This window comes from Micromonospora echinofusca, from assembly GCF_017614955.1.
GTDB classification, from domain to species: domain Bacteria; phylum Actinomycetota; class Actinomycetes; order Mycobacteriales; family Micromonosporaceae; genus Micromonospora; species Micromonospora echinofusca_A.
Genome location: NZ_WVUH01000311.1, coordinates 1 through 8,654 on the forward strand (window position 1 = coordinate 1; position 8,654 = coordinate 8,654).

Sequence of the window (8,654 nt, forward strand, 5' to 3'; positions counted from 1 at the left end):
TTCCAGGACCGGTTGGTGAAGGTGTGCCGCTGGCCGGAGGAGGTCAGCAGGGCGTCCCAGTAGCTACCGAGCGTGGTGCCCGCCGGCAGGTCGAAGGTGACGTTCCAGGAGGAGATGGTGGTACCACCGCCGTTGGTGATCGTGTACTTCCCCTCCCACCCGGTACCCCAGTCGTTGGTCTTGGTGAAGGTGGCGGTGGGGCCGGCGGCCAGGGCCGGCACCGCGACCCAGATCGCGGCGACCGCGCCGACCAGCGCGGTCACCAGGGACAGGACAAGACTTCGGGAGCGCGTCATGCGGTCCTCCACGCCCGGAGGCATCCATGGACATCGACAGGATGGTTAATTATTAGGACTGTTAACTGTTTCTGTCCAGGGGTCCGGCCCGCCGGATCCCACCCGCGCCCCCGGATGCAAGGAAGGGCCCCTTCTTAACAAGAAGCGTTAAGAAGGGGCCCTTCCTCTACCGAAAGCGTTAATAGGGGGCCCTTCCTTACAGCCCTCCCGGCGCCGGGGCTCAGCGGCGGAAGGTGAACCAGTTGACGTTGACGAAGTCGTTCGGCTGGCCGCTGGTGAAGGTCAGGTAGACGGTCCGCCGACCGGTCACCGTGGAGACGTTCCCCGGCACCGAGCGCCAGCTCTGCCAGCCACCGGTGTTGGCGATGGCGAAGCTGCCGATCGGCGTACCGGTCGGACTGTCGAGGCGTACCTCCACCAGGCCGCTCACCCCGCTCGCCGCACCGGAGGCGACCCGGGCGACGAAGTCCCGGGGCGGGGTGCTGCCGAAGTCCACGTTGTCGTACCGGGCCCAGTCCCCGTTGCGCAGCGCGCCGAGGTTCTGCCCGCCCTCGCTGCACGCCTCGACCAGGACACCGTTCTGCCCGGAGAACGCCTCGGCCTGGATGGTCGAGTACGCGTCGATGACGCCACCCGGCGGCGGGGTGGTGGTCGGCGGCGTACTGCCCCCGCGCCGGTAGACCGCGACGTAGTCGACCAGCATCGGACGGCCGGGCACGGTGGCGGCGGTCGGCGTGGCGCCTCCGGCGACGCCGTTCGGGAAGGCCCCGCCCATGGCCACGTTGAGCAGCAGGAAGTACCCGCCGTGGCTGGTCATCTGGGTCCAGTACGGCTCACCAACCTCGGTCTGGGTGACCGTGTGGTAGTGCTGCCCGTCGACGTACCAGCGGAGTTGCTGCGGGCTGACCGAGGTGTCCCACTCGAAGCGGTAGGTGTGGAACGCCGACTGGCAGGTGGCGCCGGGGCAGGGGGTGGAGTCCCCGAGGCCGTTGAACTCGTCGCAGGGCCCACCGGGGGCCACCCCGCAGTGCAGGACGCCCCAGACCGAGTTGATCCCGTTGACGTTCTCCATCACGTCGAACTCGCCGATGCCCGGCCAGTTCTGGTAGTTGCCCCGGTACGGCGAGCCGAGCGCCCAGAACGCCGGCCAGTAGCCGGCCGCTGCGGCACCGGTCACGTTGGGCATCTGGATCCGCCCCTCGATCGCCAGCACTCCCCCGGCGGCCGGCTTGAAGTCGGTCCGCACCGTCTCGATCCGGGCCGAGGTCCAGTTGTTGTTGGCGTCCCGCAGCGGGGTGACGACCAGGTTGCCGGCGCCGTCGTGCCGGACGTTGGCGGTGCTGTTGGTGTAGGTCTGGATCTCGCCGGTGCCCCAGTTGGGCGGGCCGCCCGGATAGCTGGTACCGGTGTCGATGATCCAGTTCGCGGCGCTGGGCAGGGTGTTGGCGGCGCCGGTGAAGTCGTCGCTCCACATCAGACTCCAGCCGGGCGCCGGGGCGGGCACGGCGGCCCGGGCGGTCAGGTCGACCGTGGCGACTGCGGTGGTGCTGGCGGTGAGCACGGCCGCGAGCAGGAGCACGCGACCTCTCCGGGACAGGGTGGCGGAAGCCGCCGGAACAGGGGACATCGATCTGCCTCTCTGCGGGGACGGTCGAGAGAGCGCTCTCTCACGAGTTGTACGTGCCACCCGGTCGAATGTCAACGCTTGTCGATGTCTTCTGCCGGCGGAGCAGCGCCTGTTCCCCTGCCGTCCAGGCGGTCGTGGTCACCAGGTAGAGCACCCCGGCCAGGGGTACCACCAGGGCGACCAGCACCGTGCCGTACGGCAGCAGCGGCAGCACCCGGGCCAGGCCGGCGGCCACGTCGGTGCCGGCAGTCGCCGCCCCGGCCCCGGCAGCCGGGGATCCGCTGCCGGCAGCGGTCGGTCCGGCACCCGCTGCGGCGTCCGCGCCGACCGCCGCCGCGCGGCGCATCCGCCGCGAGGTCGACCAGGCCAGCAGCAGCAGGACCAGCAGGAGTACCCCGAACAGCGGACCCGCCGCACCGGCCAGCCCGTCGGTGACGTGCTGACCGAGCGGCACCCCGGCCAACCGCTGGGCCAACAGGCCGCGTCCCGGGTCGGCGGTGCTGAACAGTTGGTACATGACCAGGAAGAACGGCGCCTGCAACAGGGCCGGCAGGCACCCGGCGAGCGGGTTCGCCCCGGCCCGCCGGTACAGGGCGGACAGTTCGACCCGGAGCCGGGCCGGATCGTCGGCGTACCGCTGCTGGAGCTGCCGGATCTGTGGCGCGAGCACCGCCCGACGCCGCTCACCACGGATCTGGGCGACGGTGAGCGGCGAGATCAGCAGACGGACGGCGATGGTGAAGAGCACGATGGCGAGCGCGGCGGCGGAACCACCGGCGACCGGCGCCAGTACGGCGGCGAGCGCGGTGACCGCGTCCGACGCGGCACCCACGACGCTGTCGAACAGGGCAGGGACGGGCATGACAGGTACCTCGGTTCGATTCCGGGACGGCCGGCGGACGCACGACGGCGCCGACCGGGGCGGTGTCCTCGTCGGTCGGGAAGCGACGGAATCGGCTTAGAGCGACCGGCCGGCACCGTCCCGGTCAGGACGGGCCTGATCGGGACGGGACAGGGTCGGCACGCGTCCGTTCGGGACGGGCCCGATCGGCACGGCGTCCGATCGGCACGGCGTCCGATCGGGACGGGCCTGATCGGGACGCGCGGGGTCACCCGGCCGAGGGGAGCCAGCCGGGTGCGCGGGGACGGGGGCGACCGGCGGCGTCCGGGTCACCACTGCGGGGTACCGGCCGACCGGCCGCCCGCAGCCGGTGGCACCTGGCCCAGCCGGCCGGGCGGGTACCCCCACCGGGAACGGCGAAGCGGAGCACCACCAGCGCGACGGCGAGCATCGCGGTCACCGCGACGGTGGCCCCGGCGACCAGTTCACCCGGGTTGCCGGCGAACACGCCGACCTGCACGAGGACGTGCCACCACACGCACAGCGCGATCGTCGGCGTCCCCGGCACGCCCCCAGGCTAGGACCCGCTGTCACCCCACCCGACGGTGGCGTTTCCGGCGGTGGCCACCGTGGGTAATGCGGCGTCGACCGGGCAGCGGACCCGGGCGCAACGGAACGGACGGTGGTGGCGATGGCCGGCGGGGTCGCGGCAGTGGACGGGGTACGGCCGGCGGCCGGCGACCCGGAGCCGACCGGTACCGACCTGCGGACCGTCGGCATCGAGGAGGAGTTCCTGCTGACCGACCCGCACACCGGGGTGGCGGTGCCGGCCGTGCACCAGGTGATGGAGCAGGTCCCGGCGGAGTTGCGCGGGCAGGTCCAGCACGAGTTCCAGACCAGTCAGATCGAGATCGGCAGCCCGCCGGGGTTGGAACTGTCCGCCCTGCGGCACTCCCTGGGACTGCTGCGGACCGGGCTGGCCGACGCCGCCGAGGCGGCCGGGGTACGGCTGGTCGCGGTCGGTACCGGCCCGGTGGACGGCCCGGTGCCGCCGGTGGTGGACAAGCCCCGCTTCCACGAGATGATCGACCGTTACGGGCTGCTGGTACCCGGGCCGGGCAACAACGGGATGCACGTGCACGTCGGCATCCCCGACCCGGAGACCGGGGTGCAGGTCCTCAACCACCTGCGTCCCTGGCTGCCGGTACTGCACGCGGCCACCACCAACTCACCGTTCTTCGCCGGGGCGGACACCGGGTACGCCAGTTGGCGGTCGGTGGAGTGGGAACGTTGGCCGTCGGTGGCGCCGACCCCGGTGCTGGACTCGTACGCCCACTACGAACGCCTGATCGACCAGCTCATCGACACCGGGATGATGCTGGACGAAGGGATGCTCTACTGGTACGCCCGGCTCTCCGCGAACTACCCGACCGTGGAGATCCGCATCGGCGACGTCTGCCCCAGCCTCGACGACACCCTGCTCGTCGCCGCCCTGCTCCGCGCCCTGGTGGCGACCCTGATCGCCGACGTGGAGGCGGGCCGGCCACCGGTCCGGGTCGACCACCACCTGCTGGTGGCCGCCCACTGGCAGGCCGCCCACGAGGGGCTGGAGGGCAACGGGTTCGACCTCCTCGACGGCGGGGTCCGACCCGCCTGGCACCTGCTGGACCGGCTGGTCGGACGGGTCAGCCCGGAACTGGACCGGCACGGCGACCTGGCCGAGGTCACCGCCCTGCTCGACCGGCTGCGCCGGCGCGGCAGCGGCGCGGCCCGGCAGCGGGCCACCTTCGCCCGCACCGGCCGTCTGATCGACGTCCTGACCGACTTGGCGGACCAGACCCGGGGTGCCGACCAGCCCCGGGGTGCCGACCGGGCACCCGGTGCGACCGGGAGCGGAGCTGATCGTGGGATGGAAGACTGACCCTGCGACTCCGCTGAAGACGGACAGTCCCCGGAGGTACCTGATGGCGGAACGGTTGATCGTGGTGGGTGGCGACGCCGCCGGGATGGCGGCGGCCTCCCAGGCCCGGCGCCGCCGGGACGGGTCGGACCTGGAGATCGTCGCGTTCGACCGGGGCCACTTCACGTCGTACTCGGCGTGCGGCATTCCGTACTGGATCAGCGGCGTGGTCACCGACCGGGACGACCTGATCGCCCGCGACCCGGCGACCTTCCGCGAGAAGTTCGACATCGACGTCCGGCTGCGGCACGAGGTGACCCGGATCGACCTGGAACGCCGTACGGTGCACGCCCGGAACCTGGACACCGGTGCCGAGGTACGCGAGCCGTTCGACCAGCTGGTGTACGCCACCGGGGCGGTGCCGATCATGCCGGACTGGGCGGACACCGACGCGCAGGGGGTCTTCGGGGTGCAGACCCTCGACGACGGTTCGGCCCTGCGGGACTGGCTGGACCGGGAGCCCCGGCCCTGCCGGGCGGTGGTGGTCGGCGGCGGTTACATCGGGGTGGAGATGGCCGAGGCGATGCTGCGCCGGGGGCTCTCCGTCACCCTCGTCGAGCAGGCCCAGCAACCCATGTCCACGGTGGACCCGGACATGGCCGCGCTGGTCGCCGACGCGATGCGCAACCTCGGCATCGACGTCCGCACCGGGGTGGCGGTCACCGGACTGGAGACCGGCGACGGGCGGATCCGGGGGGTGCTCACCACCGGGGGTCGGGTACCGGCCGACGTGGTGGTGCTGGGGCTGGGCGTCCGCCCGAACACGGCCCTGGCCACCGACGCCGGCCTGCCGCTCGGGCCCACCGGCGGGATCCGGGTGGACCTGCGGATGCGGGTGGTGGACACCCCGGGGGTGTGGGCGGCCGGTGACTGCGTGGAGACCGTGCACCGGGTCAGCGGCCAGCCTGCCCACGTGCCACTCGGTACGCACGCCAACAAGCAGGGCCGGGTGGCCGGCATCAACCTCGGGGGCGGGTACGCCACCTTCCCCGGAGTGGTCGGCACGGCCGTGACCAAGGTCTGTGACCTGGAGGTGGCACGTACCGGCCTGCGGGAACGGGACGCCAGCCGGGCCGGTTTCGAGTTCGTCAGCGCGGTCGTGGAGTCCACCAACCGGGCCGGCTACTTCCCGGGCGCGGAGACGATGACGGTGAAACTGATCGCCGAGCGGCCGAGCGGGCGGCTGCTCGGGGCGCAGATCGTCGGCCGGTCGGAGGCGGCCAAACGGATCGACCCGCTGGCCGTGGCGCTGTGGAACAACATGACCGTGGACGACATGACCGCCCTGGACCTGGGTTACGCGCCGCCGTACGCGCCGGTCTGGGACCCGGTGCTGATCGCGGCCCGTAAGGCCGCCGACGCCCTCCGCGCCCAGTAGGTGCAAGGAAGGGCCCCCTACTAACGTTTTCGGTAGAGGAAGGGCCCCTTGTTAACGCCACGACCGGTCGTTGTCGGAGGGTGCGGCTAGCCTCCTGTCAGTCGCCGCGCCGGTCGGATCACGCCGCCGGCAGCCATCCCCCGCGTCCGGAGGTCCCCCCAGATGTCCCAGGAGACGACGTACCTCGAACTGTCCGAAACGGACGGTGGAGCGCACAAGTTCTACGAGGTGACCGTCGACGACGCCAAGCTGACCATCCGGTACGGCAGGATCGGTGGCAGCGGGCAGGTCAAGACCGCCAGCTACCCGGACAACGCGCGGGCCCGGGCCGAGGCGGCCAAGAAGATCGGGGAGAAGGTCCGCAAAGGGTACGCCCCGGCGGTGCCCGGGGTACGCCAGGCCCGGCCGATCTCCCGCCGGCAGATCGTCAGCACCCGCTCCACCGCCCGTACCGCCCCGGTGCTCTGGCGGTACGACTCGGGCGCCCCGGCGTTCGGCATCTTCGTCGACGACCGGCACTGTATGGTCGGCAACGAGCACGGGGTGATCAGCACGCTGACCCACGACGCGCAGGTGGTGCAGCAGTTCCGCCTGCCGGACGGGGTGAAGTGCATCGTCGCCGACGACGACTGGATCTACGCCGGCTGCGACGACGGCAACGTCTACGACCTCTCCGGCAAGGTGCCCCGACTGGCGTACCGGATCGCGCCGGACATCGACATCTACTGGCTGGACATCCACGACGGGGTGCTCGGGGTCTCCGACGCCGGGGGCGGCATCGCCGCGATCGACCACGAGGACGAGTTCCTCTGGCGGCGCAAGGGTCGGGGCCAGGCCGGCTGGATGGTGCGCTGCGACGCCGACGCGATGTACCACGGCCACTCGCAGGGCGTCACCAGCTACGACTGGCGGACCGGCCAGGAGCTGTGGCACAGCCGTACCGGGGCGGTGCTCTTCGGCTGGCAGGAGCGCGACAGCGTGTTCGGGGGGACCGCCAGCCGGGAGGTGGTCCGGATGAGCAAGGGCGGTCGCCGGGAGACCGTCTACCACTGTGACGCCGCGGTCTTCTCCTGCGCGGCGGCCGCCGACGGCCGGTACGTCTTCGCCGGGGACTCCCACTCCTCGGTCTACTGCTTCGCGGCGGACGGCACCCGGCTGTGGAAGCTCGGCACCGGCTGCGGCTCGGCGTACTCCATGCAGTACCACGACGAACGGCTCTACGTCGTCACCACCAGCGGTCACCTGGCCTGCATCGACGCCAGCGAGGCGGCGATCACGGCGGCCCAGGCCGGTACGGTGCCGACCGTGGTGGACATCAAGGCTCCGCCGAAGCCACCGGTGGCCGCGTCGACCACGGTCGAGGTGACCAGCGACGCCTCCTCCGGTGGGGTGCTGGTGGAGTGTGTGGACCTGGGTGGCCGGTTGCGGGTACGCGTGCTGGCCGACGGCTACCACCGGGACTGGGCGGTGCAGTTCCCCAAGGGCATCCGGGAGCCCGGGGCGCGGTACCTGGTCACCGAGGTCCGCGCGGCCGGCCGGGGTGGTTTCTACCGGGCCTACGGCGACATCCGCCGGCTGGTCTGAACTGATGGACCAGGGCCGGATGGGCCACGACTGGACGGTACCGGCCTGGCTCGCCCCGCTCCGTGACCTGCCGGACGGGCCGGCCTGGCTGGACAGCCTGCCGGCCCGGCTCGCGGCGTGCGCCGAACGCTGGGAGCTGCGCACCGGTCCGCCGTACCGGGACGGCTTCGCTTCGCTGGCGGTGCCGGCGGTACGCGCCGACGGCAGCCCTGCCGTGCTGAAACTCCAGTACCCGGACGCCGAGAGCCGGCACGAGGCGGACGCGCTGGCCCACTGGGCCGGGGACGGCGCGGTCCGGCTGCTGGCGCACGACCCGGTCCGCCGGGCGCTGCTGATCGAGCGGTGCGTACCGGGCGAACCGCTGTCGTCCCGCCCGGCACCGGACGCGGTGGGGGTACTGGTCGGGCTGCTGCCCCGGCTCTGGCGCCCGGCGGGCGCCCCGTTTACCACGCTGGCCGAACAGGCGGCCGGTTGGGTGGACCGGCTGCCGGGTCACTGGGAGCGGGCCGGGCGGCCGTTCCCGCGCCGGGACGTCGACGCGATCCTGGAACTGCTGCCCGCGCTGGCCGCCAGCCAGGGTGAACAGGTACTGGTCAACCAGGACCTGCACACCGGGAACGTGCTGGCCGCCGAGCGCGAGCCGTGGCTGGTCATCGATCCGAAGCCGCTGCTCGGCGAGCGGGAGTTCAGCGTGGTCCCGGCGGTCCGGGGGGCCGAGCTGGGGCACTCCCCCGTCGCGGTGCGGTACCGGCTGGACCGGCTCAGCGCGGAGCTGGGGCTGGACCGGGAACGGGTCCGGGGCTGGACCGTCGGTCAGACGGCCGCCTGGTGTTTCGGCGCCGGTACGGTCTTCCCGTCCCACGTCGACGTGGTCCGCTGGCTGCTCGTGCGGGACTGAGGCGGGACCGGGCCGGGGGGTGGTGGGGCGACCCGCTGGGCCGGTGGCTTCGACGTGCGGTCCGGCGCGT

Annotated in this window: 8 protein-coding genes; 4 read left to right on the top strand and 4 right to left on the bottom strand. The window is 72.5% G+C overall.

Features of this window, described 5'->3' with window-relative positions; translation table 11 throughout:
• The 4 genes from GSF22_RS26610 to GSF22_RS26625 all read right to left on the bottom strand — a co-directional run.
• On the bottom strand, positions 1–296 hold a 296-nt coding region (locus tag GSF22_RS26610; RefSeq protein ID WP_208816476.1), incomplete at its 3' end, for a cellulose binding domain-containing protein.
• 220 nt (positions 297–516) lie between these two features.
• Complete coding sequence (locus GSF22_RS26615; RefSeq protein WP_208816477.1) at positions 517–1,923, bottom strand: carbohydrate-binding protein; 1,407 nt, start codon at positions 1,921–1,923, stop codon at positions 517–519.
• Positions 1,924–1,963: 40 nt separating this feature from the next.
• Positions 1,964–2,785, bottom strand: a complete 822-nt coding sequence (locus GSF22_RS26620; RefSeq protein ID WP_208816478.1) for a YidC/Oxa1 family membrane protein insertase — start codon at positions 2,783–2,785, stop codon at positions 1,964–1,966.
• Positions 2,786–3,032: 247 nt separating this feature from the next.
• A complete protein-coding gene (locus GSF22_RS26625) occupies positions 3,033–3,332 on the bottom strand; it encodes a hypothetical protein (protein WP_307804351.1) in 300 nt (99 codons plus the stop codon).
• Between the two features lie 114 nt (positions 3,333–3,446).
• On the opposite strand from GSF22_RS26625, the gene GSF22_RS26630 reads away from it, so the two are divergent.
• The 4 genes from GSF22_RS26630 to GSF22_RS26645 all read left to right on the top strand — a co-directional run bounded on the left by GSF22_RS26630 (position 3,447) and on the right by GSF22_RS26645 (position 8,584).
• Positions 3,447–4,685 carry a carboxylate-amine ligase gene (locus GSF22_RS26630; protein ID WP_439957810.1) on the top strand — a complete coding sequence of 413 codons (1,239 nt, stop codon included), beginning with the start codon at positions 3,447–3,449 and terminating at the stop codon, positions 4,683–4,685.
• A gap of 43 nt (positions 4,686–4,728) precedes the next feature.
• Positions 4,729–6,102: an FAD-dependent oxidoreductase gene (locus tag GSF22_RS26635; protein WP_208816480.1), complete on the top strand. Its 1,374-nt coding sequence runs from the start codon at positions 4,729–4,731 to the stop codon at positions 6,100–6,102.
• A gap of 162 nt (positions 6,103–6,264) precedes the next feature.
• Positions 6,265–7,686, top strand: coding sequence for a WGR domain-containing protein (locus tag GSF22_RS26640; RefSeq protein WP_208816481.1), 1,422 nt, complete (start codon positions 6,265–6,267; stop codon positions 7,684–7,686).
• A 19-nt stretch (positions 7,687–7,705) separates the two neighbouring features.
• The gene (locus tag GSF22_RS26645; RefSeq protein ID WP_208816482.1) at positions 7,706–8,584 is read left to right on the top strand and encodes an aminoglycoside phosphotransferase family protein; all 879 of its coding nucleotides are present in this window, start codon (positions 7,706–7,708) and stop codon (positions 8,582–8,584) included.
• Positions 8,585–8,654: the final 70 nt, after the last annotated feature.